At 65.8% G+C, this 20,339-nt stretch carries 23 protein-coding genes, 1 tRNA gene and 1 other RNA gene; 10 read left to right on the forward strand and 15 right to left on the reverse strand.

What is annotated here, in order from left to right:
- Positions 1-49 precede the first annotated feature (49 nt).
- The 3 genes from hrpB to ATE70_RS11975 form a co-directional block, all read right to left on the reverse strand.
- Positions 50-2,512 carry an ATP-dependent helicase HrpB gene (hrpB, locus tag ATE70_RS11965; protein ID WP_058538115.1) on the reverse strand — a complete coding sequence of 821 codons (2,463 nt, stop codon included), beginning with the start codon at positions 2,510-2,512 and terminating at the stop codon, positions 50-52.
- Positions 2,512-2,892 (reverse strand): DUF1801 domain-containing protein, encoded by a 381-nt coding sequence (locus ATE70_RS11970; RefSeq protein WP_231732884.1) that lies wholly within the window; start codon positions 2,890-2,892, stop codon positions 2,512-2,514. The genes hrpB and ATE70_RS11970 overlap by 1 nt, the downstream gene beginning before the upstream one ends.
- A gap of 161 nt (positions 2,893-3,053) precedes the next feature.
- On the reverse strand, positions 3,054-4,067 hold the full coding sequence (locus ATE70_RS11975; protein WP_058538117.1) for a polyprenyl synthetase family protein: 1,014 nt from the start codon (positions 4,065-4,067) through the stop codon (positions 3,054-3,056).
- Positions 4,068-4,175: 108 nt separating this feature from the next.
- Between ATE70_RS11975 and ATE70_RS11980 the strand changes: the two genes are divergently transcribed.
- From ATE70_RS11980 to ATE70_RS11990, 3 genes are read left to right on the forward strand one after another with little or no spacing between them, the layout of a single operon-like run.
- Complete coding sequence (locus tag ATE70_RS11980; protein WP_058538118.1) at positions 4,176-4,463, forward strand: chorismate mutase; 288 nt, start codon at positions 4,176-4,178, stop codon at positions 4,461-4,463.
- Positions 4,460-5,155: a glutathione S-transferase N-terminal domain-containing protein gene (locus ATE70_RS11985; RefSeq protein ID WP_058538119.1), complete on the forward strand. Its 696-nt coding sequence runs from the start codon at positions 4,460-4,462 to the stop codon at positions 5,153-5,155. The genes ATE70_RS11980 and ATE70_RS11985 overlap by 4 nt, the downstream gene beginning before the upstream one ends.
- Positions 5,152-5,892, forward strand: a complete 741-nt coding sequence (locus ATE70_RS11990; RefSeq protein WP_058538120.1) for a hypothetical protein — start codon at positions 5,152-5,154, stop codon at positions 5,890-5,892. Before ATE70_RS11985 ends, ATE70_RS11990 begins: the two co-directional genes overlap by 4 nt.
- Here ATE70_RS11990 and ATE70_RS11995 read toward each other — a convergent pair.
- The 11 genes from ATE70_RS11995 to ATE70_RS12040 all read right to left on the reverse strand — a co-directional run bounded on the left by ATE70_RS11995 (position 5,889) and on the right by ATE70_RS12040 (position 15,582).
- Positions 5,889-7,193 carry a sensor histidine kinase gene (locus ATE70_RS11995; RefSeq protein ID WP_058538237.1) on the reverse strand — a complete coding sequence of 435 codons (1,305 nt, stop codon included), beginning with the start codon at positions 7,191-7,193 and terminating at the stop codon, positions 5,889-5,891. The genes ATE70_RS11990 and ATE70_RS11995 overlap by 4 nt on opposite strands.
- 105 nt (positions 7,194-7,298) lie before the next feature.
- On the reverse strand, positions 7,299-7,961 hold the full coding sequence (locus ATE70_RS12000) for a response regulator transcription factor (protein ID WP_037510428.1): 663 nt from the start codon (positions 7,959-7,961) through the stop codon (positions 7,299-7,301).
- 114 nt (positions 7,962-8,075) lie between these two features.
- Positions 8,076-8,384 (reverse strand): hypothetical protein, encoded by a 309-nt coding sequence (locus tag ATE70_RS12005; RefSeq protein WP_058538121.1) that lies wholly within the window; start codon positions 8,382-8,384, stop codon positions 8,076-8,078.
- Positions 8,385-8,471: 87 nt separating this feature from the next.
- Positions 8,472-8,546 (reverse strand) — tRNA-Val (locus tag ATE70_RS12010).
- Between the two features lie 183 nt (positions 8,547-8,729).
- Complete coding sequence (locus ATE70_RS12015; protein WP_037510426.1) at positions 8,730-9,002, reverse strand: HU family DNA-binding protein; 273 nt, start codon at positions 9,000-9,002, stop codon at positions 8,730-8,732.
- Between the two features lie 172 nt (positions 9,003-9,174).
- The gene (gene lon, locus ATE70_RS12020) at positions 9,175-11,571 is read right to left on the reverse strand and encodes an endopeptidase La (protein ID WP_058538122.1); all 2,397 of its coding nucleotides are present in this window, start codon (positions 11,569-11,571) and stop codon (positions 9,175-9,177) included.
- 123 nt (positions 11,572-11,694) lie between these two features.
- Positions 11,695-12,030, reverse strand: a complete 336-nt coding sequence (locus ATE70_RS12025) for a YbaB/EbfC family nucleoid-associated protein (protein ID WP_058538123.1) — start codon at positions 12,028-12,030, stop codon at positions 11,695-11,697.
- On the reverse strand, positions 12,027-13,745 hold the full coding sequence (locus ATE70_RS12030; RefSeq protein ID WP_082639430.1) for a DNA polymerase III subunit gamma/tau: 1,719 nt from the start codon (positions 13,743-13,745) through the stop codon (positions 12,027-12,029). Before ATE70_RS12030 ends, ATE70_RS12025 begins: the two co-directional genes overlap by 4 nt.
- Positions 13,746-13,913: 168 nt before the next feature.
- An RNA gene (gene ffs / locus ATE70_RS24285) (signal recognition particle sRNA small type) lies at positions 13,914-14,011 on the reverse strand.
- Positions 14,012-14,155: 144 nt separating this feature from the next.
- Entirely contained in the window at positions 14,156-14,494 is a 339-nt protein-coding gene (locus tag ATE70_RS12035) for a 2Fe-2S iron-sulfur cluster-binding protein (protein WP_156419684.1), read from the reverse strand.
- Positions 14,491-15,582, reverse strand: a complete 1,092-nt coding sequence (locus ATE70_RS12040) for a cysteine desulfurase family protein (RefSeq protein WP_058538125.1) — start codon at positions 15,580-15,582, stop codon at positions 14,491-14,493. Before ATE70_RS12040 ends, ATE70_RS12035 begins: the two co-directional genes overlap by 4 nt.
- A gap of 275 nt (positions 15,583-15,857) precedes the next feature.
- On the opposite strand from ATE70_RS12040, the gene ATE70_RS12045 reads away from it, so the two are divergent.
- A complete protein-coding gene (locus ATE70_RS12045; protein ID WP_037510410.1) occupies positions 15,858-16,514 on the forward strand; it encodes an alpha/beta hydrolase in 657 nt (218 codons plus the stop codon).
- 103 nt (positions 16,515-16,617) lie between these two features.
- Here the strand turns inward: ATE70_RS12045 and ATE70_RS25185 are convergent, their stop codons facing one another.
- Positions 16,618-16,782 (reverse strand): hypothetical protein, encoded by a 165-nt coding sequence (locus ATE70_RS25185; protein WP_197411445.1) that lies wholly within the window; start codon positions 16,780-16,782, stop codon positions 16,618-16,620.
- A gap of 112 nt (positions 16,783-16,894) precedes the next feature.
- Here ATE70_RS25185 and rpiB point away from each other — a divergent pair, with 112 nt between their 5' ends.
- The 6 genes from rpiB to ATE70_RS12075 are packed head-to-tail and all read left to right on the forward strand — an operon-like array spanning position 16,895 to position 20,335.
- Complete coding sequence (gene rpiB / locus ATE70_RS12050) at positions 16,895-17,347, forward strand: ribose 5-phosphate isomerase B (protein ID WP_058538126.1); 453 nt, start codon at positions 16,895-16,897, stop codon at positions 17,345-17,347.
- Entirely contained in the window at positions 17,344-18,651 is a 1,308-nt protein-coding gene (gene glyA, locus ATE70_RS12055) for a serine hydroxymethyltransferase (RefSeq protein ID WP_058538127.1), read from the forward strand. Before rpiB ends, glyA begins: the two co-directional genes overlap by 4 nt.
- A gap of 4 nt (positions 18,652-18,655) precedes the next feature.
- Positions 18,656-18,874, forward strand: coding sequence for a hypothetical protein (locus tag ATE70_RS12060; protein ID WP_058538128.1), 219 nt, complete (start codon positions 18,656-18,658; stop codon positions 18,872-18,874).
- Between the two features lie 3 nt (positions 18,875-18,877).
- Complete coding sequence (gene nrdR, locus ATE70_RS12065) at positions 18,878-19,345, forward strand: transcriptional regulator NrdR (protein WP_058538129.1); 468 nt, start codon at positions 18,878-18,880, stop codon at positions 19,343-19,345.
- Entirely contained in the window at positions 19,342-20,070 is a 729-nt protein-coding gene (locus ATE70_RS12070) for an RNA methyltransferase (RefSeq protein ID WP_058538130.1), read from the forward strand. The genes nrdR and ATE70_RS12070 overlap by 4 nt, the downstream gene beginning before the upstream one ends.
- A gap of 31 nt (positions 20,071-20,101) precedes the next feature.
- The gene (locus ATE70_RS12075; protein ID WP_058538131.1) at positions 20,102-20,335 is read left to right on the forward strand and encodes a hypothetical protein; all 234 of its coding nucleotides are present in this window, start codon (positions 20,102-20,104) and stop codon (positions 20,333-20,335) included.
- Positions 20,336-20,339 lie beyond the last annotated feature (4 nt).

Below are 20,339 nucleotides of genomic sequence, written 5' to 3' on the forward strand. Positions count from 1 at the left end.
GGTGCCTGTTCCGCCGCCTTAGCGCCAACCCAGCCCTACGAAAAGAGGTCTATTGCGCATCGCGCCGCGCCTGCGCCGCTTTGGTCATCAGGCTTGGCCGCGCATTCGCCGGATCGTCGGGCCAGTTGTGCTTGGGATAGCGCCCGCGCATCTCGCGCGCCACATCGTGCCAGCTGCCGCTCCAGAAGGAGACGAGGTCGCGCGTCGTCTGGATCGGCCGGTGTGCGGGCGAGGTCAGCGCGAGTATCAGCGGCACCGGCGGGTCGCCGATCGTCGGATGGCGCGCGAGCCCGAACAATTCCTGCACGCGCACGCTGACCGTCGGCCCGCCGTCGGCGCCATAGTCGATCGGATGCCGGCTGCCGACGGGCGTCGCATAATCCGCGGGCGCATGTTTTTCGAGCAGCTGACGCGCCGGCCAGTCGAGCGTCGCCATCAGCGCGTCGGTCAGCTTGCGGTCGCCAATGTCGCGGAGGCCGCGGCACCCCGCGAGCAGCGGCTCCAGCCAGAGCTCGAGACTGTCGGCGAGCGCGCCGGTCGAAAGCCCGTCGATCCCCGCGTAAGAAGCGCGCTGGCGCAGCGCCTGCGCCGCCGCCCCCCAGCCGATCAGCCCCAGCCCCTTGCTGCGCACCGCCGCCATCCGCACCGCGATATCGTCCTCGACATTTTCGCTGCGCCCCGCCTGACCGCTCGTCAGCGCGATCGCGCCAAGGCGCCGTTCGCGGCGGTGGTCGACGCGGTCGTTCGTGCTGTCATAGCTGCTCGCCGAATGCTGAACGATACGGTCGGCGAAGAGTGCCTCGACCTCGGCCTGCGCGATCGGCGCGGCGGCGAGGATGCGTACGCCCGCAGCATGCCCTTGCGCGTCGGCGATCGCGAGCCATTCGCTGCCCGCGAGCGGGTCGACCGCATCGATGCGATAGGCACGGCCGCCGACGCTCAGATATTCGCCGCGCTGCCCTGCCCGCTGCCGCGCAACGCGGTCGGGCCAGGCGGTCGCGATCCAGCCGCCGATCGATCGCGGTTCGACGTCGTCGGTTCCGGCCGCCAGCTTCTCGCCGATGGTCGCAAGACGCCGTGCGAGACGCCACGCGCCTTCGCTTCGCTCGTTGCGCTGCCCGCGCCAGCGCCCAAGCCGCGCCTCGACATCGACCCCGCGTCCGCCGAGCCCCGGTTCGGTGAGCAGCACCGCAAGCCGTCCCGCCATTTCGCCCTCGCCCGCGCGCGCCGCATCGAGCAGCATATGCGCGAGCGGTACCGGCAGCGGGATCGCGGCAAGCGCCTTGCCATGCCTGGTGATGCGGCCATCGTCGGCCAGCGCGCCGATCGCCTGAAGCCGCGTCTTCGCTTCGGAAATCGCGGCGGGCGACGGCGGGTCGAGCCAGCCCAGCTGGCGCGGATCGATGATGCCCCAGCTCGCGCAATCGAGCACGACGGGCATCAGGTCATTCTCGTGGATTTCGGGCGGATCGAACGGCGGCATGCCCGCGGTCGCCGCGGCCTCCCACAATCGGTACGCAACGCCCGGCCCTTGCCGCGCCGCACGCCCGGCGCGCTGGGTTGCCGACGCCTGGCTCGCGCGCTCGGTGACAAGGCGCGCAATGCCCGCGGCCTTGTCGAAGCGCGGACGGCGCGAGAGCCCGGCGTCGATGACGATGCGTACGCCATCGATCGTCAGGCTGGTTTCGGCGATGCTCGTCGCGAGGATCAGCTTGCGCCGCCCATCCGGGTCGCGGACGAGCGCCTTGCGTTGCAGCGCCGGGTCGATCTGGCCGTGCAGGCGGTGGACCGCGAGCGGCAGCCGCGCCTCTTCGACCGCGGTCGCGGCGCGTTCGATGTCGGCCGCACCCGGCAGGAAGGCGAGGATGTCGCCCTCGGCCTCGTCGGCCATCGCCTGCCGCACCGCGCCGAGCACCGATGCCTCGAGCCGGTCCTCGGCGCGGCGACCGATATGGCGGAGGTCGAGCGGCCAGATCTTGCCCTCGCTCTTCACCACCGGCGCATTACCGAGCAAAGCGCCGAAGCGCACGCCGTCGAGCGTCGCCGACATCGCGACAAGGCGGAGGTCGTCGCGCAGCCCCTGCTGCGCGTCGATCGCCAGCGCGAGCGCGAAATCGCCGTCGAGACTGCGTTCGTGAACTTCGTCGAACAGCACCGCGGACACGCCATGAAGCTCGGGATCGGCGAGGATGCGGTTACGGAACAGGCCCGGCGTCATCACGAGCAGCCGCGTCGCCGCCGATTGCTTGCTGTCGAGCCGGGTGGCATAGCCGACCGTGCCGCCAACCGCTTCGCCCATCTCCTCGGCGATCCGCTCGGCCGCGCCGCGCGCCGCGAGCCGGCGCGGCGAGAGCAGCCACACCGCGCCCTTGCACCATGGCTGGTCGAGGATCGCGGGCGCAACGCGCGTCGTCTTGCCCGCGCCCGGCGGCGCAACGACAACGGCGTTGGGTTTCAGCACCAGCGCCGCCATGATATCGGGCAGCACGACATCGATCGGCAGCACCTGCATCATGTTCGCGCCGCGGGGTTGCCCAATTCGGTATTGAGGCGAAAAGCGTCGGCGGCGAGGCGCGACACCGCATCGGCGGTGATCTCGGTCGCCTCGGTCATCACCAGATTGCCCAATTCATATTTGCCGCTCGCCTTGATGCGCGGATCGAGGTCGCGCAGCCTTTTGCCCCGCCAGAAGCCAAGCAGCACGCGATGCTCCTCGGCGCGGATCAGGATGCACGGACCATTCGCCATGAAGACGAGGTTGGTCCATTTGATCGTCTCTTCGAAGGGCGCCGCGCGCCGGATCGCCGCGCGCATCATTTCGCAGCGTTCGCGCTGCCAGCCCGACAGTGCAGCGATATAGGCGTCGGGGTTTTCGGCTGCTGGACCCATCATCGCCATATGTCGTTCCCGATATGCTGGAAAGCCGATCTATTATCCTCGTCACCCCGGACTTGATCCGGGGTCCCGCTTTTCACCGTCGCTAAGCGGGACCCCGGATCAAGTCCGGGGTGACGAAAGGATGGTGTCGCCGATCTTCCCTCAAAAGTGGAGCGTCAATAGGCGCGCGCGACGGCGAAGGCGACCGCTTCGGTCAGCGCCGACTTCGCCTGGCTGGCGCTGAAACCCCCGATCGCATCGACCGCGCGCTGGCCGTAATGGCGCGCGCGCGCGAGCGTGTCGGCGATCGTGTCGTGCTTGTGGAGCAGGCTCGTCGCGTAGCCAAGATCTTCGTCCGACGTGCGGTGCCCCGTGATCGCGAGCTTCCAGAACTCGCGCTCCTCGGCGCTGCCGCGCGCATAAGCGAGGATGACGGGCAAGGTGACCTTGCCGTCGCGAAAATCGTCGCCGACGCCCTTGCCCATCGTCTCGGCATCCGAAACATAATCGATCGCATCGTCGACGAGCTGGAACGCGATACCGAGATTGCGGCCATAGGCGTCGAGCGCGGCTTCGGTCGCCTCGTCACGCTCGGCGACGACCGCGGCGATCTTGCACGCCGCGGCGAACAGCTCGGCGGTCTTGGCGTTGATGATCGCGAGATACTGGTCCTCGCTCGTCTCGATCCGGCGCTGCGCCGAGAGCTGGTTGACCTCGCCCTCGGCGATCACGGCCGAAGCGCGGCTGAGGATCTTGAGCACCTTCAGCGAGCCGTCCTCGACCATCACCTCGAACGCGCGGCTGAACAGGAAATCGCCGACGAGCACCGAGGCGCTGTTGCCCCAGATGAGGTTCGCGGTCTTGCGCCCGCGGCGCAGGTCCGATTTGTCGACGACATCGTCGTGAAGCAAGGTCGCGGTGTGGATGAACTCGACCGCGGCGGCGAGCTTGCAATGGCGGCGCCCCGGATAGTCGAGCAGCTTTCCGCACGCGAGCGTCAGCATCGGCCGCATGCGCTTGCCACCGCCAGCGATCAAATGACCGGCAAGTTCGGGGATCAGCGGCACTTCGGACTGCATTCGGTCGAGAATGACCGAATTCACCTCGTTCATGTCGGCGGCGACGAGCGCCATCATCGGGTCGAGCGAGGGCGGCCGGTCGCCGTGGAGCTGATGGATTTCCGCAGTCATAACGCGGCGAGCCTTGGCGCCGTGCCCACGATTTTGCAACGACTTTCGGCTTGCTTTGAAGCCCCGCACGGTGCCAAGCGTGCCGGAGAAGAGAGGAATCGCGCACCCATGGACGACCAACTGAGCCGATATCGCCAGAGCATCGACAATATCGACGCGGCGCTCGTCTATATGCTCGCCGAACGGTTCAAGGTGACCAAGGCGGTCGGCGAGCTCAAGGCGCGCGAAGGCCTGCCCCCCGCCGACCCCGGCCGCGAGGAGCGGCAGATCGAACGGCTGCGTGAGCTGGCCCGCGATGCCGACCTCGACCCCGATTTCACCGAGAAATTCCTGCGCTTCATCATCAACGAAGTGATCCGCCATCATCAGCAAGCCAAGCGCGAGCAAAGCGTATGAGCATCGACCATCCGATCTTCGCGCGCTGGCCGGCGCAGCACCCCGACCGGATCCAGCTTTTCTCCGCACCGACGCCGAACGGGGTGAAGGCGGGCATCATGCTCGAGGAAACCGGCCTTCCTTATGAACCGCACCGGATCGACATCATGGCGAACGAGAGCCATGATCCGGCCTTCCTCGCACTCAATCCCAATGGCAAGATCCCGGCGATCTACGATCCGCAAGGCCCGGGCGGAAAGCCGCTCGCGCTGTTCGAATCGGGCGCGATCCTGATCTATCTCGCCGACAAGAGCGGGCAGTTTCTTTCGGCCGATCCTGCCGAACGTTATGAGACGATCCAGTGGGTGATGTGGCAGATGGGCGGCGTCGGCCCGATGTTCGGCCAGCTCGGCTTCTTCCACAAATTCGCCGGCCGCGAATATGAGGACAAGCGCCCGCGCGACCGCTACGCGGCCGAATCGGCGCGATTGCTCGGTGTGCTCGACGAAAGGTTGGCGACGCGCGAATGGGTGATGGGCGCCGATTACAGCATCGCCGATATTTCATTGCTCGGCTGGGTCCGCAACCTGATCGGATTTTACGATGCGCGCGAGATCGTCGGCTTCGACCGGTTCACGCATGTCCAGCGCTGGCTCGAGGCAGGTCTCGCGCGGCCGGGTGTACAACGCGGGCTGGAAGTCACCGCGACGTGATTGGTCCTGGCGAACGGCCGCGCCCCCACGGTACGGTCAATCGCTTTGGGCTTATCCTTGCCGCCGCGCTGCTGGTCTGCCCTAGTCTCGCCGCCGCACGCGATGACGAAGCCCTCGAACCGCGTTCGGACCTTGTGCACGCCGACACCCCGCTCTGGGGTTTTGGCGATGACATTCAACCGTACAACTTCACCGACGGCGATGACTTTGGCTGCCTCAGCCGCATCGCCTATGGCGATTGGACGATCCAACAAGCAGCCGACCCTGACGCCGAACCCGAATGGATGCGGCTGACCAACTATGGCGTTTTCCACTGCGCGATCGTCGAACGAAGCGCCCATGATCGGGACTATCTGGACCGCAGCGCCTACCGCTACTCCTTCTTCGTCCACATCGGCGATACGAAACGCGACGGCAAACCGCTCGAATTATGGGTTCTTCAATCGGGCACGCGACCCGGCAGCGACTATTTGCTTCTGGCACGCATGCCCGCCGAGGAGATCATCAAGTCCTTCGACGTCTTGCAGAGGGAATGCCCGCTGTCCGCCAGGCGCACGGGTCTGCAAATGGACATCTGGCAGACCGATTATTGCAGCATTAATTCGCGTGGCGCCCTGATCGCGTTCGCCAAAGCGATGGCAAGGAAGCCACCATTGGCCAGGCTTGCCCATTTCGGCGAGCCCCCCGAAGACCCCGCCGCAACCGAACAATCGGCCGAAGCGGTTTCGGAGCCTTAACCCGCCGGCAGCCTCAGCCGCACGAGCAATCCGCCGAGGTCCTCGCTCTCCTCGAGTGCGATGCTGCCGCCGTAGATTTCGGCAACGTCGCGCACGATCGCGAGTCCCAGCCCCGTCCCCGGTTTGCCGCTGTCGAGGCGGACGCCGCGGTCGATGACGCGGTCGCGGTCGGCGGGCGAGATTCCAGCGCCATCATCCTCGATCAGGATTTCCGCCATCCCGCCTTCGCGGCCGACGGTAACAAAGACACTGCCACCGCCATATTTGGCCGCGTTTTCGAGCAAATTGCCGACGAGTTCGTCCAGATCCTGCCGCTCGACCCGCACGACGACGGTCTTGTCGCCCGCCGCATCGAGCCGTGCGTCGGGATAGAGCGCCGCGACCGCCCGCGACACGCTGTTCACGCTGTCCCACACGGTCGCGCGCGCCTGCGCCGCGCCGCGACGCCCGACCGCGCGCGCGCGGGCGAGGTGGTGGTCGACCTGCCGCTGCATCGTTGCCGCCTCGCGCCGCACGGTCTCGGCGAGTTCCGATGTCGAGCTCGTCGCGCTGTTCACCAGGACGGTCAGCGGCGTTTTGAGCGCATGCGCGAGATTGCCCGCGTGCAGACGTGCTTCTTCCGCCTGCTTCTCGTTATGCGCGAGCAGCGCGTTGAGTTCGTCGACCATCGGCTGCACTTCGAGCGGCAAGGGCGCATCGACGCGTCGGTTCTGCCCGCCGCGCATCGCCGCGATCGCGCGGCGGATGTGGCGCAGCGGCCACAGGCCGTAAAAGGTCTGGAGCGCAGCGAGGATGATGAGGCCGAGGCCCAGCAGCGCAAGGCTGGGGATCAGCGTCGCGCGTACCGCGCGATTCTGGGTGTCGAGGGCTTCGCGCGACTGCGCAATCTGGAACCGCCAGTTGGTCTTGCTGCCCGGCAGGATGACGTTGCGTTCGAGCACGCGCAGTTCCTCGTCGGGAAACTGGGTGCTGTCATAGGTGTGGATCTGGTTGTCGACATGCGGCGTCGGCGCCTTCAGCGACCGTTCCCACAGCGAGCGCGAGCGATAGGGTTCCTGATTGCCGCCGCTGATCTGCCAATAAAGCCCGCTATAGGGTTCCAGAAAGCGCTGGTCGCCGAGCGGCTCGACCAGCCGCACTTCGCCATCGGGGCCGATCTCCGACGAGCGGATCATCGCGATCAGCACATATTCGAGGCTCGAATCGAAGTTGCGCGTGATCGCACCGGTCAGCACGCGATCAAGCGCAAAGCCGCCGCCGATCAGCAGCACCGAAATCCACAGCGCCGCGATCGCGATCATGCGCCGCGCGAGCGAACCGGTGATGCGACTGGTCAGCGCCGCCGGTTTTTCCGCCGCGTCCGGGTCCTCTACGACCGCCGGGGCGACGTCGGCCTCCGTCACGGCTTACTGCGGATCGTCGAGCTGATAGCCAAGGCCGCGGATCGTCGTGATGATGTCGGCACCCAATTTCTTGCGGATGCGCGTCACGAACACCTCGATCGTGTTCGAATCGCGGTCGAAATCCTGATCGTAGATATGCTCGATCAGTTCGGTGCGCGACACGACCTTGCCCTTGTGATGGAGCAGGTACGACAGCAGCTTATATTCCTGCGCCGTCAGCTTCACCGGCTCGCCGGCCAGCGTGACGCGGCCCGAGCGCGTGTCGAGGCGCACCGGACCCGCCGTCAGCTCGCTCGACGCATTGCCCGCGGCGCGGCGGATCAGCGCGCGCAGGCGCGCGATCAGCTCTTCGGTCTGGAATGGCTTGGCGAGATAGTCGTCGGCGCCCGCATCGAGCCCGGCGACCTTGTCGGACCAGCTGTCGCGCGCGGTGAGGACAAGCACGGGAAAGTTGCGCTTTTCGCGGCGCCAGCGGTCGAGCACCGTGAGCCCGTCGATTTCGGGCAAGCCGAGATCGAGGATCGCGGCGTCGTAATTTTCGGTCGAGCCGAGGAAGTGCCCGTCCTCGCCATCGGTCGCGAGATCGACGGCATAGCCGGCCCCCTCCAGCGTCGCCTTCAGCTGCGGGCCCAGCGTGGGTTCGTCTTCGACAATCAAGATCCGCATTCAGGCGCCTTTCCTTTGCGCACCGGGCAACCCGGCCGCATGTTTCGACTGTGTATCAAGTCCGAACGATCATCGCAAAATCTCGTTGCGACGAAAGGTCGGTTCACGGGAATGTCAGGGTTTGCGTCCCACGATCCGGCCGGTGCGGGCATCGACATAGACAACGACCACCTGGCTGCCGTCCATGAATTTCAGGGCATAGATCATCCGCCCCGCATCGAACTGCGGGCCGCCGAGATAGGTCATCTCGCTATAGGGCGCGCGCGAACGGACGTCGGCGATCAGCTTGTTGAGCGGGATAACCTGTCCCTGCGCCGCGGCTTCGCGCAGATTGTCCTGGTCGCGGTTGCCGCGGGCGGTCGCGGGCGCGCCTGCCGAGAGCAGCAGCGCGGAGATGAGGGAGAGGGTCAGTGTACGGATCATGGCCGTTTCTCTAACGCGAAAGCATTGAATAGGCGATGAATGGCCGGGTCAGCTCCGGTTTCGGTTCCTGCCATGGCCGGAGGGCCATGGTGGGCGCGACAGGGATTGAACCTGTGACCCCACCCGTGTGAAGGGTGTGCTCTACCGCTGAGCTACGCGCCCGATCGGTGCATGCCGGAAGCCCGGTGTCCGAAAGTCGGACGTCCATAGCCGCTGCGACGGTGATTGCAACGGGCATTTGCTCAATCTTCACGCACAAATCGCATGGATCCCACCGGCAGATACAAATCGGGCCGCAGCTTGCGCCGCGGCCCGAGATGGTTTCACCAGAAGGCGCCTGTCAACTTAGTTGACGGCGTCCTTGAGGGCCTTGCCGGCCTTGAACTTCGGCTGGTTCGACGCCGCGATGGTCATCGTTTCGCCGGTGCGCGGGTTGCGGCCGGTCGATGCCTTGCGCTTGCTGACTGCGAAGGTGCCGAAGCCGACGAGACGGACTTCGCCGCCCTTCTTCAGCGAACCCGTGATCGCGTCGAACACGGCTTCAACCGCTTTGCTCGCGTCACCCTTGGTCAGGCCGCTCGAGTCAGCGACGGCGGCGATCAGGTCTTGTTTGTTCATGCCTAAGGAACCCCTGCAATATGGTTGGTTTAATGATTCTCATGGCCCGAAGCCATGGCGCGTCACTAACGATGTTTAGCCCCGCCTTGTCAAAGCAAAAAAGGGCGCAAAACGCCCCAAAACGTCGATTTTGCGACGAATTTGGGGCGAATTGCCGTCAAGCGGCGATGACTCAGTGCCGAATCGTCGTTTCGGGGTCGGTGCCGGAGTGAACCGGGGGCGACGCGGCAAGCTCGTCGGCCTCGGTCCATTCGATCGGAACGACCGGCGAAACGAGGGCCACGGCGAGCACTTCGTCGACGTGGCTGACCGGGATGATCTTCAATCCGGTCGTGATATTCGCCGGGATTTCAACGAGGTCTTTCTCATTCTCTTCGGGGATCAGCACGGTCTTGATGCCGCCGCGGAGCGCCGCGAGCAGCTTTTCCTTGAGGCCCCCGATTGCGAGAACACGGCCGCGCAGCGTCACTTCGCCGGTCATCGCGACATCGCGGCGCACCGCGATCCCGGTCAGCGTCGAAATCATCGCGGTGACCATCCCGACACCGGCCGAGGGGCCATCCTTCGGCACCGCGCCTTCGGGCAAGTGGATGTGGATGTCCTTGCGCGCGAACAGGCTGGGCTTGATGCCATAGGCCGGGGCGCGCGCCTTCACGAACGACAGCGCCGCCTGCACCGATTCGGTCATCACTTCGCCGAGCTTGCCGGTGGTGCGGACCTGCCCCTTGCCCGATGCGGTCACGGCTTCGATCGTCAGCAATTCGCCGCCGACCTCGGTCCATGCCAGCCCCGTGACGGCGCCGACCTGATCTTCCAGATCGCCCATGCCGTGGCGGAATTTGCGCACGCCCGCGAATTCGGACAGATTGTCGGGCGTCACGGTGACGCTTTCGGCCTTGCCTTCGAGAATGCGGCGCAGCGCCTTGCGCGCGAGACGCGCAATCTCGCGCTCGAGCGTGCGGACGCCGGCCTCGCGGGTGTAATAGCGGATGAGGTCGCGCAGCCCTTCTTCGGTCAGCTCGAATTCGCCGGCCTTCAGCCCATGCGCCTCGATCTGCTTCGCGATCAGATGCAGCTTGGCGATCTCGACCTTCTCGTCCTCGGTATAACCTTCGAGCCGGATGATCTCCATGCGGTCGAGCAGCGCCTGCGGCAGGTTGAGCGAGTTCGCGGTGGTGACGAACATGATGTCGCTGAGGTCGACGTCGACTTCCAGATAATGGTCCTGGAATTTGCCATTCTGCTCGGGGTCGAGCACCTCGAGCAGCGCCGATGCCGGATCGCCGCGGAAATCCTGGCCGAGCTTGTCGATCTCGTCGAGCAGGAACAGCGGGTTCATCGTGCCGGCCTTTTTGAGATTCGTCACGATCTTGCCCGGCAGCGAGCCGATATAGGTGCGGCGGTGGCCGCGGATTTCGGCTTCGTCGCGCACGCCGCCCAGCGACTGGCGAATGAACTCGCGCCCCGTCGCCTTGGCGATCGACTTGCCGAGGCTGGTCTTGCCGACGCCCGGAGGGCCGACGAGGCAGAGGATCGGCCCCTTCAGCTTGTTGGTGCGCGCCTGGACCGCGAGATATTCGACGATCCGGTCCTTGACCTTTTCGAGCGCATAATGGTCGTCGTCGAGGACTTCCTGCGCCTTCGCGATGTCCTTTTTCAGTTTCGACTTCTTGCCCCACGGCAGGCCGATCAGCGTGTCGAGATAGTTGCGGACAACGGTCGCCTCGGCCGACATCGGCGCCATCGCACGCAGCTTTTTCATTTCGGCCTGCGCCTTGGCCTTGGCTTCCTTCGACATTTTGAGGCTGTCGATCTTGAGCTGAAGCTCGGCCAGGTCGTCGCCGCCCTCGCCATTGTCGTTGCCGAGCTCGCGCTGGATCGCCTTCAACTGTTCGTTGAGATAATATTCGCGCTGGCTCTTTTCCATCTGGCGCTTCACGCGGCCGCGGATCTTCTTTTCGACCTGCAGCACGCCGAGCTCGCCTTCCATGAAGGCGAAGACCATTTCGAGCCGCTTCGACGGCGCGTCTTCGACGAGCAAAGCCTGCTTGTCGGAGACCTTGATGTTGAGGTTGCCCGCAACCGAATCGGCGAGGCGCGAGGCGTCCTCGATCTGCGACAGCTGCACCGCGGTTTCGGCGGGCATCTTCTTGTTGAGCTTGGCGTAATTTTCGAACTGATCGACGACCGAGCGCATCAGCGCGGCGGTATCGACGCTATCGTCGATCGTGTCGCCGACCGGCTTGACGCTCGCCATCACGGCCTTGTCTTCGTTGGTGAGCGCGAGCAGCTTCGCGCGCTCCTTGCCTTCGACGAGCACGCGGACGGTGCCGTCGGGCAGCTTCAGCAGCTGGAGCACGGTGGCGATCACGCCGACGTCGTAGAGATCGTCGCGCTGCGGGTCGTCCTCGCCCGGATCGAGCTGCGCGACGAGGAAGATTTCCTTGTCGCTTTCCATCGCGGTTTCGAGCGCGGCGACCGAGCGGTCGCGGCCGACGAACAAGGGCACGATCATGTGCGGGAAAACGACGATGTCACGAAGCGGAAGAAGAGGATAAGATTGCGTCATTACGGCTCCTGGACGGGCCCCGCGACCGGGCGCACCGCCCTTCTTATAGGTGGTTCTTCGCTAATATGGCGTAAGTTGGCACGCATTCAATGTCGCTGCGCTGAACAGCGGGGCAAAGTTGGCTCAAAATGGCAGCTTGAAGCCCGGGGGCAGCGGCAGGCCGCTCGTCATCTTGCCCATTTCTTCGTTGCTCGCCGCATCGGCTTTTTCGCGCGCGTCGTTGAACGCGGCGGCGAGCAGATCTTCGAGCATCTGTTTATCGGCGGGCACGATCAGGCTGTCGTCGATCGAGATTTGCTTGATGCGGCCCTTGGCGCTCGCGCGAATCCGTACCAGACCGCCGCCCGAAACGCCTTCGACCTCGACACTGTCGAGCTTCGCCTGCGCCTCCTGCATCTGCGCCTGCACCGTGGCGGCCGCTTCCTGCGCCGCCTTCATCATTTCTTCGATCGATTTCATGGGTTCGACTTATGGCGATTGTCGCCGGCCTCTTCAAGTTTTGCGTCGGGAAAAGCGGCCAAGGCGGCCTTCACCACCGGCAGCTCGCGGATTCGCGCGTCATTGTCGGCGAGCGTCGCGGCGCGGATTTGGCCAAGGCTTGGCCGTCCCTCGCCTTCGCCTTCCCGCACCTGCCAGCGGCTGCCGGTCTGCGCGAGCAGCGCGTCGCCCAGATCGCGCGCGAACGAGGCGCCGAGCGCGCCGACGGGCGCGAAAACGAGATTGCCGGGCTCAAGGGTGATGATTCGTAGATGATCGTAAACATCGACCGCAAGCCGATGATTTCCTGTGCTTTCGAGTAGCTGGTGGATTTGCGCCACGGTCAATGCCGACGCGGGGGAATCGAGGTTTGCGGTTGAGCGGCTTTCGACCGCGGCGACGGATTCGGCCCCGGTATTTTCCTGCGCCGCGGGCGCCGCCGGCGCGACCATCGGCGTCGCGGGCACGCCGCCCTTTTCGAGCAGCTTTGCGAGTTCACCCGGGTCGGGCATCGATGCGGCGTAAATCACGCGGAGCAGCAGCATTTCGAGATGCTCGAGCGGGTTGTTCGCGCGGAGTACCTCGTCATGCCCCTTGAGCAGCAACTGCCACAGCCGGTTGAGCGGCGCGAAACCGAGTTTTTGCGCCCAGTCGCCGATGCGTTCGCGGTCGGCTTCGGCCAGCGCGGGGTCGTCGTGGCGCGACACTTTGGCGAGCGTGATCGCGTGGGTCAGGTCCATAAGCCCGCGCACCATCGCAACCGGCTCGATCCCCAGCGCATATTGGCCGCGCGCGAGGTCGATCGCGCCGCCGGCATCGCCCTCGAGGATCGTCGCCATCAACTGTCCGATCGCCGAGCGGTCCGAGAGGCCCAGCATCACGCGAACCTGCGCCGCGCCGATCATCCCGCCGCCATCGAGATCGGCATGCGCGATCGCCTGATCGAGGATCGACAGGCCGTCGCGCACCGACCCTTCGGCGGCATTGGCGATCAGCCAGATAGCGGGCGCCTCGGCCTCGACGCCTTCTTTCTGAAGGATCGAACTGAAATGCGCGAAGAGCATGTCGGGGGTGATGCGGCGGAGGTCGAAACGCTGGCAGCGCGACAGCACCGTCACCGGCACCTTGTTGACCTCGGTCGTCGCGAACAGGAATTTGACGTGCGGCGGCGGCTCCTCGAGCGTTTTCAGGAGCGCATTGAAGGCGTTACGCGACAACATGTGCACTTCGTCGATGATGTAGATCTTGTAGCGCGCCGACACCGCAGCGTAGCGCACCGCCTCGATAATCTCGCGCACATCGTCGACGCCGGTGTTCGACGCGGCGTCCATCTCGATCACGTCGATATGGCGCCCCTCGGTGATCGCGCGGCACGGCTCGCACACCCCGCACGGGTCGATCGTCGGACCGCCCTGCCCGTCGGGGCCGATGCAATTGAGCGCCTTGGCGATCAGGCGCGCGGTCGAGGTCTTGCCGACCCCGCGCACCCCGGTCATCAGAAAGGCATGCGCCAGCCGGTCGCGCGCGATCGCGTTGCCGAGCGTGCGCACCATCGCATCCTGCCCGATCAGCTCGGCAAAGGTTTGCGGGCGATATTTGCGGGCAAGGACGCGGTACGGACCGCTCGATGGCTGCGGCGCCGTCTCGGGCAGGTCCATTCCCAGCATCGGGGTTTCGTCGTTGGCGGAATCGCTCATGCGTTCCGTATTAGGCACGGCATGCTCGCTTGTCGAAGGAGAATACGGGCGGTTCGATCCAATATCTCGTCACCCCGGACTTGATCCGGGGTCCCGCTCAGCGACGTCGACAAGCGGGACCCCGGATCAAGTCCGGGGTGACGATGCGAATTAACACGATGAGATGGTGAGGGTGGGAGCCGGAACGACCCGCAGCGAATTCGTTGCGGCTGCTTCCTTCCGGACCTGACCGGGTTGGCGAAGACTGCGTCCGCCCGACTCCCGCGGCGCATATGGCGGGGAGCGCAGGGAAATGCAAGCGTAGCCCCAATCAGATACAATCGTCATCCCGGCGAAGGCCGGGATCTCGCCGGTGCGTCAGGAAGCGAGGTCGAGATCCCGGCCTTCGCCGGGATGACGAGGGTTGGGGTTCAGCGTGGCCCCTGCATGTTGCGGCTTTCGGCGGGGATATGCACGGTGAGCCCGTCGAGATCGTCGGTCAGCACGATCTGGCACGACAGCCGGCTCGTCCGCCGCACCCCGGCGGCAAGATCGAGCATATCCTCTTCCATCTCGCTTGCGGGCGGCAGGCGGTCGAAATCCTCTTTTGCGACGATGACGTGGCACGTCGAGCAGGCCATCTGGCCCTCGCACGTCCCTTCGAGCGGCATCATATGCGCCTGCGCGACGTCGAGCAGGATCGAACCCGGCTCGGCCTCGGCCTCGGTGCGCGCCTTGCCGTCGGCGTGGATGAAGGTGACGCGCATCAGTTGACGCCCTGCAATCGCGCGGCGGCCCTGATCGCGTTGAGGCCGTCGCGCAGGTCCTGCTCGCTGGTGTAGCGGCCCCAGCCAAGGCGGATCGAGGCGCGCGCGTCGGCCTCGCTGACGCCCATCGCGCGCAGCACATGGCTGACCTTCCCCGACCCGCTGCCGCACGCGCTGCCGAGCGAGAAGGCGATTTCGCGGGCGTCGGACATCAGGCGCAGGCCGTTGACGCCCTCGCGCCGGACGTTGAGATTGCCGTGATAACGACGGTTCGCATCGCCGTTGATCGTCCATTCGGGGAGCATGTCGAGCGCGAGCGACCAGAGGCGTTCGACATGCTCGGCATCCGCATCGAACCGTTCGGCCGCGAGCGCCGCCGCGGCGCCGAAACCGGCGCAGAGTGCGGGCGACACGGTGCCCGAGCGCATCCCCTGCTCCTGCGCGCCGCCGAACATCAGCGGCGGCAGGTCGACGCCGTCCCTGACCCACAGCGCGCCGATGCCCTTGGGCCCGTGGATCTTGTGCGCGGAGATAGCGATGAGATCGGCGCCCTCGGGAATCGCGACGCGGCCATAGCCCTGTACCGCGTCGCAGAGCAGCAGGCTGTTCTTCGCGTGCGCTGCCGCGGCGAAATCGGCGACCGGCTGGATCGTTCCGACCTCGTTGTTCACGAGCATCGTGGCGACAATGCCGTTTTCGGGGATCGACGCGTCGTCGGGCGGCAGGGCCAGTCCTTTGCTATCGACGGACAGGATGTGTGCGTTCAGCCGCTCGAGACATTGCAGCGACGCCGCATGTTCGATGCTGAGCCCGGCGACGCCGCCCGGCTTCGCTTCGGCTCCGCGCAGCAGCGCCCAGTTGAGCGCCTCGGTCGCGCCCGAGGTAAAGAAGACGCGGCCGCCCTTCGGCAGCAGCGCCGCGACCTGATCGCGCGCGACTTCGACCGCCGCCGCGGCGGCGCGGCCAGCCTTGTGCGTGCTCGACGGGTTCGCAAAACCATCGCCCGCCCCCGGCCCTTCGAGCCAGCGCAACATCGCCTCGCGCGCCTCGGGAGCGAGCGGGGTCGTGGCTTGGTAATCGAGGTAAATCATGAAGTGCGTCTGCCTCCTAATCCCGTGCATGTCGAGCCATGCTCACAATCATCGTCACCCCGGACTTGATCCGGGGTCCCGCTCAGCGGCGTCGAAAAGCGGGACCCCGGATCAAGTCCGGGGTGACGAATTGGGGGGTGGCAAGGCGCCTTATTGCGAGCGATTCGCAAAAGTTGCAACATGCTACGCAATTTCTATATAGGCGCCATCTTCGCTCCGCCACCCTGCCAGCCCGGCGATTCGGCGGCCAGCCATAAAAGATAAGAGGTGCTCCCATGCCCGACGTGATTTTCCCCGGCCCCGAAGGCCGCATCGAAGGCCGTTTCTCGCCCCCGCCGCGCCCGCGCGCGCCGGTCGCGCTGATCCTTCACCCGCACCCGCAGGGCGGCGGCACGATGAACGACCGCATTACGCAGGCGATGTACAAGAGCTTCGTCGCGCGCGGTTTCGCGGTGCTGCGCTTCAACTTTCGCGGCGTCGGCCGCAGCCAGGGCACGTTCGACAACGGCATCGGCGAGCTGAGCGATGCCGCTTCGGCGCTCGACTGGGTCCAGTCGATCCATCCCGAAGCGCAGACGACGTGGATCGCGGGCTTCAGCTTCGGCGCGTGGATCGGCATGCAGCTGCTCATGCGCCGCCCCGAAATCCGCGGCTTCCTGTCGGTCGCGCCGCCGGCGAACATGTACGACTTCAGCTTCCTCGCGCCCTGCCCCTCGTCGGGCATCATCGTTGCGGGCGGGCAGGACGAGATCGTGCCGCCGAGCGCGGTGCAGAAGCTGGTCGACAAGCTGCGCACGCAAAAGGGCATCACGATCCATCACGACGAGATCCCGCGTGCCAACCATTTCTTCGAGCATGAGCTCGACCAGTTGATGAAGTCGCTCGATAACTATCTGGATATGCGGCTCGCGCCCGATTCGCCGATCCGCTGATTAACGCCCGTCGCCCCCGCGAAGGCGGGGGCCGCTGGAGGTTTATGCAGCGAGGCCGGGCAAGGCCGACAGCGGCCCCCGCCTTCGCGGGGGCGACGAGGTTCTATTTCACCGGCACCAGCCAGATCGCGACATTCGCGAACATCACCAGCGCCGCGACGAGCATCAGCAGCGCGCGGCGGCGGTCGCCCTTGCGAAAAACATAGGCTGCGCCGCCGGTCAAAAGGACGCCGGTGAGCATCAGGATGGACATGATCGTGTCGGACATGGGGCGGCTTTATCGGGGCCGTCACAAATTTGCCACCTCGCTTATGGCCAATCCGCGCCGCTTCGCCTAAAGGGCGCTCATCGATTCCCTATCGCCCCGCGGGAGCCGCATCATGCGCATTGCAATAGCCTCTGACCACGCCGCCTGGGAGCTGAAAGCAGCTCTCGCCGACTGGCTTCGCGAAGCCGGCCACGAAGTCGAGGATCTCGGCACCAACGGCCCCGACAGCGTCGACTATCCCGATTTTGGCTACGCCCTTGGCCAAGCCATCGCCGACGGCCGCGCGACACGCGGCGTTGCGCTGTGCGGGTCGGGCATCGGCATTTCGATTTCGGTCAACCGCAACCCGGCCGCGCGGTGCGCGCTGGTCGGCGAACCGCTATCGGCCAAGCTCTCACGCGAGCATAATGACGCGAACGTCATCGCAATGGGCGCGCGCCTGACCGGCGTCGACATGGCGAAAGCCTGCCTCGACGCCTTCCTCACCACCGAATTCGCCGGCGACCGCCACGCCCGCCGCGTCGACAAGCTTTCGAATCCGCCTCAACTGGAGACCAGCCGATGACCACAGACACGCTCGACAAGCCCATCAAATCGGCCGGCTATTTCACCGACGGCGTCGGCACGGTCGACCCCGCGGTCGCGGCCGCGATGAAGCACGAGCTGGAACGCGAGCAGTATCAGATCGAGCTGATCGCGAGCGAGAATATCGTCTCGAAGGCCGTGCTCGAAGCACAGGGCAGCGTATTCACCAACAAATATGCCGAAGGCTATCCCGGCCGCCGCTATTATCAGGGCTGCGCGCCGTCGGACGAGGTCGAAACGCTCGCGATCGACCGCGCCAAGCAGCTCTTCGACTGCGGCTATGCCAACGTCCAGCCGCACTCGGGCGCGCAGGCGAACGGCGCGGTCATGCTGGCGCTGACCAAGCCCGGCGCGACGATCCTCGGCATGAGCCTCGACGCCGGCGGCCACCTGACCCACGGCGCGCCGCCCGCGATGTCGGGCAAATGGTTCAACGCGGTGCAGTACGGCGTGCGCGCCGATGACCATCTCGTCGATTTCGATCAGGTCGAGGCGCTGGCGAAGGAACATCGCCCCGCGCTGATCATCGCGGGCGGCTCGGCCTATCCGCGCACGCTCGATTTCGCGCGCTTCCGCAAGATCGCCGACGATGTCGGCGCGCTGCTGATGGTCGACATGGCGCATTTCGCGGGCCTCGTCGCGGGCGGCGCGCATCCTTCGCCGATGGAGCATGCGCATGTCGTCACGACGACGACGCACAAGACGCTGCGCGGGCCGCGCGGCGGCATGATCCTGACCAATGACGAAGCGATCGCGAAGCGCATCAATTCGGCGGTCTTCCCGGGGCTTCAGGGCGGCCCGCTGATGCACGTCATCGCGGCGAAAGCCGTGGCGTTCGGCGAAGCGCTGCGCCCCGAGTTTAAGGATTATGCGAAGGCGACGATCGCCAATGCGCAGGCGCTCGCGAACCGGCTGAAGGACCGCGGCGCCGATGTCGTCGCGGGCGGCACCGACACACACCTCGCGCTGATCGATCTCCGCCCGCTCGGCGTCACCGGCCGCGACGCCGACGAAGCGCTCGAACGCAGCGCGATCACCTGCAACAAGAACGGCATCCCCTTCGATCCGCTGCCGCCGGTCAAGACCAGCGGTATCCGCGTCGGATCGCCCGCGGGCACGACGCGCGGATTCGGCATCGCCGAGTTCGAGGAAATCGGCGATATGGTCGCCGACGTGCTCGAAGCATTGCGCGACAAGGGCGAGCATGGCGACGCCGATGTCGAAGCGAACGTCCGGGGCCGCGTCCGCGCGCTATGCGAACGCTTCCCCATCTATCAGGGATAAAGCGATGGCACGGCAGCACCCCGAGGAACCGACGCTGGTCGAACTCTCGATCGAAGAGGTCAAGGCGATGGGCAAGCAAGGGCTGGCCCATCCCTCGACGCGCCCGGTGCTGATTGGCGGCGCGGTCGGCGCAGCGGTGGGCTTGCTGCTCGATGCCGTCAGCTGGCCCGTCGGCCTGTTCGGCGGCGCCCTCATCGCGCTGGTGATGCGGGTGAAACGCTAGCCCATGCGCTGCCCCTATTGCGGACATGAAGACAGTCAGGTGAAGGACAGCCGTCCGACCGAGGACGGCGCCGCGATTCGCCGCCGCCGCCAGTGCGAGGATTGCGGCGCGCGCTTCACGACCTTTGAACGCATCCAGCTTCGCGAAGTCGGCGTCACCAAGGCCGACGGCCGCCGCGAACCCTTCGATCGCGAGAAATTGATGCGCAGCATCCAGATCGCGTGCCGCAAGCGCCCGATCGACGGTGCGCGCATCGAACGGCTGGTGTCGGGCATCCAGCGCCAGCTCGAAACCTCGGGCGAGAGCGAAGTGCAGGCGGCGCAAATCGGCGGCATGGTGATGGAGGCGCTGAAAGGCTTCGACAGCGTCGCCTATATCCGCTTCGCCAGCGTCTATCGCGAGTTTACCGAGGCAAAGGACTTTGAGGAATTCGCGTCCTCGGTCACCGAGGCGGCGCGGCCGATCAAATGACCGCGGCCGCCCCGCCCCCCGTCATCGTCCTCGTCCGTCCGCAGCTTGGTGAGAATATCGGCAAGGCGGCGCGCGCGATGCTCAATTTCGGGCTGACCGAGCTCCGCCTCGTCACCCCGCGCGACGGCTGGCCCAATCCCGACGCCGGCCCGGCATCGGCGGGCGCCGACATCGTGCTCGCCGAGGCGAAAGTTTTCGAAAGCCTCGCCGATGCGGTCGCCGACTGCACCGCCATCTATGCCACCACAGTGCGCAAGCGCGGCGTGATGAAACCCGTGCTGACCCCCGAAGCGGCGGCGCGCGAGGTTCATGCCAGCGCGGGCCGCTCGGCCTATGTCTTCGGTGCCGAACGCTCCGGCCTCGAAACCGACGATGTCGCGCTCGCGCACGCGATCGTGACGGTGCCGATCAACCCCGAATTCGCCTCGCTCAACCTGGCGCAGGCGGTGATCCTGCTCGCCTATGAATGGTCGAAGGGCATCGCGCTCGCGAGCCCGCCCGAAGTGCCGCTCGACCCGCCGGCGCCGCATGCCGAACTCGAACAATTGATCGAACATCTGACGCGCGATCTCGACGCGAGCGGCTATTTTGTTCCGCCCGAGCGCACCGAGGCGACGCTGCGCACCTTGCGCACCGCGCTGACCAAGACGGGCTGGTCGCACAATGATATCAGGATGATGCACGGAATCGTGACGGCGCTTGGCAGGAAGCCCAGGGCCGGGTAACGAAAGCACATTCCTCGCTGGTGGCCGCTCGATGTTTTACCTCCTGATTTCCCTCGCCCTTTCGGCCGCCGCTCCCGAAGCGAAGACCAGCCAGCCGAGGCCCGAAACCACCCCCGCGCCCGAAAGAAAAGGCGGTCCGAAACCGATCTGTCGCACCATCATCTACACCGGCAGCCGCCTCCCCCAGCGCGAATGCCGCACCCAGGAGCAATGGGACCGCCGGGCCGACGAGACCGGTAAGTGGATGGATCAAGACAAGAATTGACAAT

Source organism: Sphingopyxis sp. H053 (assembly GCF_001468225.1).
GTDB lineage: Bacteria > Pseudomonadota > Alphaproteobacteria > Sphingomonadales > Sphingomonadaceae > Sphingopyxis.

Coding starts and splice junctions, on each gene's coding strand:
- hrpB (WP_058538115.1), bottom strand. CDS start 2,512: ATGCAGGTGCTGCCGATCGATGTCGTGCTGCCCGATATCATGGCGGCG.
- ATE70_RS11970 (WP_231732884.1), bottom strand. CDS start 2,892: ATGATGGGTCCAGCAGCCGAAAACCCCGACGCCTATATCGCTGCACTG.
- ATE70_RS11975 (WP_058538117.1), bottom strand. CDS start 4,067: ATGACTGCGGAAATCCATCAGCTCCACGGCGACCGGCCGCCCTCGCTC.
- ATE70_RS11980 (WP_058538118.1), top strand. CDS start 4,176: ATGGACGACCAACTGAGCCGATATCGCCAGAGCATCGACAATATCGAC.
- ATE70_RS11985 (WP_058538119.1), top strand. CDS start 4,460: ATGAGCATCGACCATCCGATCTTCGCGCGCTGGCCGGCGCAGCACCCC.
- ATE70_RS11995 (WP_058538237.1), bottom strand. CDS start 7,193: ATGATCGCGATCGCGGCGCTGTGGATTTCGGTGCTGCTGATCGGCGGC.
- ATE70_RS12000 (WP_037510428.1), bottom strand. CDS start 7,961: ATGCGGATCTTGATTGTCGAAGACGAACCCACGCTGGGCCCGCAGCTG.
- ATE70_RS12005 (WP_058538121.1), bottom strand. CDS start 8,384: ATGATCCGTACACTGACCCTCTCCCTCATCTCCGCGCTGCTGCTCTCG.
- ATE70_RS12015 (WP_037510426.1), bottom strand. CDS start 9,002: ATGAACAAACAAGACCTGATCGCCGCCGTCGCTGACTCGAGCGGCCTG.
- lon (WP_058538122.1), bottom strand. CDS start 11,571: ATGACGCAATCTTATCCTCTTCTTCCGCTTCGTGACATCGTCGTTTTC.
- ATE70_RS12025 (WP_058538123.1), bottom strand. CDS start 12,030: ATGAAATCGATCGAAGAAATGATGAAGGCGGCGCAGGAAGCGGCCGCC.
- ATE70_RS12030 (WP_082639430.1), bottom strand. CDS start 13,745: ATGAGCGATTCCGCCAACGACGAAACCCCGATGCTGGGAATGGACCTG.
- ATE70_RS12040 (WP_058538125.1), bottom strand. CDS start 15,582: ATGATTTACCTCGATTACCAAGCCACGACCCCGCTCGCTCCCGAGGCG.
- ATE70_RS12045 (WP_037510410.1), top strand. CDS start 15,858: ATGCCCGACGTGATTTTCCCCGGCCCCGAAGGCCGCATCGAAGGCCGT.
- ATE70_RS25185 (WP_197411445.1), bottom strand. CDS start 16,782: ATGTCCGACACGATCATGTCCATCCTGATGCTCACCGGCGTCCTTTTG.
- rpiB (WP_058538126.1), top strand. CDS start 16,895: ATGCGCATTGCAATAGCCTCTGACCACGCCGCCTGGGAGCTGAAAGCA.
- glyA (WP_058538127.1), top strand. CDS start 17,344: ATGACCACAGACACGCTCGACAAGCCCATCAAATCGGCCGGCTATTTC.
- ATE70_RS12060 (WP_058538128.1), top strand. CDS start 18,656: ATGGCACGGCAGCACCCCGAGGAACCGACGCTGGTCGAACTCTCGATC.
- nrdR (WP_058538129.1), top strand. CDS start 18,878: ATGCGCTGCCCCTATTGCGGACATGAAGACAGTCAGGTGAAGGACAGC.
- ATE70_RS12070 (WP_058538130.1), top strand. CDS start 19,342: ATGACCGCGGCCGCCCCGCCCCCCGTCATCGTCCTCGTCCGTCCGCAG.
- ATE70_RS12075 (WP_058538131.1), top strand. CDS start 20,102: ATGTTTTACCTCCTGATTTCCCTCGCCCTTTCGGCCGCCGCTCCCGAA.